Raw genomic sequence first — 1,743 nt, forward strand, 5'->3', positions numbered from 1 at the left:
GACCCCGGTCAGGGTGAGGACGGCGGCGGCGGCCGCGGCGCAGCCGCCCACGGCCATGCCCAGCAGCGCCGGCCCCGCGCGCAGCCCGTCCCACCAGATCCCCAGCAGGAGCAGCGGGGCGAAGGTGGACGCGGCCAGGGCGAACGCCAGCCCGACCGTCGCGGCCAGCGGCACGTCGACGCCGAGCAGGGCGACCCCGACCGGGACGACGAGCGCGCCGAGGGTGGCCAGGCGGAACCGGGACACCGCGCGGGCGTCCCCGCCGGCCCCGGGGACCAGGTCGCGGGCCAGCACGCCCGACACCGCCACCGTGAGGCCCGACGCCGTGGACAGGAACGCCGCGAACGCCCCGCCGAGGGCGACCGCGCCCAGCACCGTGCCGAGCGTGCCGGGCAGCGCGAGGCCCGGCAGGTCGACGACCAGCGTGTCGGCCCGCCCGGGCTCGGCGAGCTCGGGCGCCAGCCGCCAGGCGAGCACGGCGTACACCGGCGGCCAGACGTAGAACAGGCCGAGCAGGCCGATGACCGTGCGGGTCGTCCGCCGCGCGTCCGTGCCGTCGGGGTTGGTGTAGAAGCGGGTGAGCACGTGCGGCAGGCCCATGGTGCCCAGCAGCAGGGCGAGCAGCAGCGAGTACGTGGCGTACAGGTCGCCCGGGTCGCTGCTGGGGACCGCCCAGCCGGGCGGCGCCTGCGAGGGGGGCGCGCCCTGCAGCCCCCACAGCGCGAGCAGCACGCAGGCGGGCACGGCGATCGCGGTGAGCTTGAGCCAGTACTGGACCGCCTGGACGATGGTGATCGACCGCATCCCGCCACCGGCCACCGCGCCGGCGACGACGACCGCGACGACGACGGTGCCGATCCAGCGGGGCAGCCCGGTCGCCGAGGCCCACACGAGCCCGGCGGCGGTGAACTGGGGGAGCAGGTACAGCCAGCCGACGAGCACGACGACGAGCGCGGAGGCGGTGCGGGCGCGGGAGGAGCCGAGGCGGAGCTCGGCGAAGTCGGGCAGCGTGTAGGCGCCCGAGCGGCGCAGCGGCGCCGCGACGAAGGCCAGCAGCAGCAGGTAGCCGACGGTGTAGCCGATGGGGAACCACAGCGCGTCGGCGCCCTCGACGAGGACGAGCCCGGCCACGCCGAGGAAGCTCGCCGCCGACAGGTACTCCCCGCCGATCGCCGAGGCGTTCCACCACGGCCGCACCGCGCGGCTGGCCACGTAGAAGTCGCCCGTGGTCCTCGACACCCGGGTGCCGTAGGCCGCGACGAGGACGGTGACGAGGACGACGACCGCGACGGCGGTGATCGCGGGGGCGTGGGTCATCCGATCGGGTCCGGGGCGGGCGCGTCGGGCAGGTCCGTGACGAGCTCGCGGTAGTCCTCCTCGCTGCGCTCGGCGCCGGCCACGTGGCGGCGCCCGGCCAGCCACAGCACCGGGTAGACGAGCACGGCCAGCAGCCACCACGCGAGCGGGACCCCCAGGACGGGCAGCGCCGCCACGCCGGGCAGGACGACGCCGAGCACGGGCAGCCCGAGCAGCGGGACGACGACGACGAGCACCGAGGCCAGCGACCAGCGCAGCTGCGCGCGCCGCAGCGAGCGGTCGTAGACCGACACGACGTCGGGGCTGCGGGCGGGGGAGACGACCCGCCCGCGCAGCGGCACGGTCCTGGTGACCCGCACCCGCTGCGGGCGGCGCCGGCCGGGCTCGGTCACGGCCGCGGGCCGGGGAGCCCAAGTCGGAGGCCAA

Annotated in this window: 2 protein-coding genes; both read right to left on the minus strand. The window is 77.3% G+C overall.

Translation table 11 applies throughout. From position 1 onward, the window contains the following. A partial coding sequence (locus WCS02_RS20140) for a sodium/solute symporter (RefSeq protein ID WP_340296086.1) occupies positions 1-1,317 on the minus strand: 1,317 nt, incomplete at its 3' end. Beyond that, positions 1,314-1,743 (minus strand): hypothetical protein (locus tag WCS02_RS20145; RefSeq protein WP_340296087.1); only part of this gene is annotated, 430 nt, incomplete at its 5' end. The genes WCS02_RS20145 and WCS02_RS20140, both read right to left, overlap by 4 nt.

It is taken from the genome of Aquipuribacter hungaricus (assembly GCF_037860755.1).
In the GTDB taxonomy this organism is placed as follows: domain Bacteria; phylum Actinomycetota; class Actinomycetes; order Actinomycetales; family JBBAYJ01; genus Aquipuribacter; species Aquipuribacter hungaricus.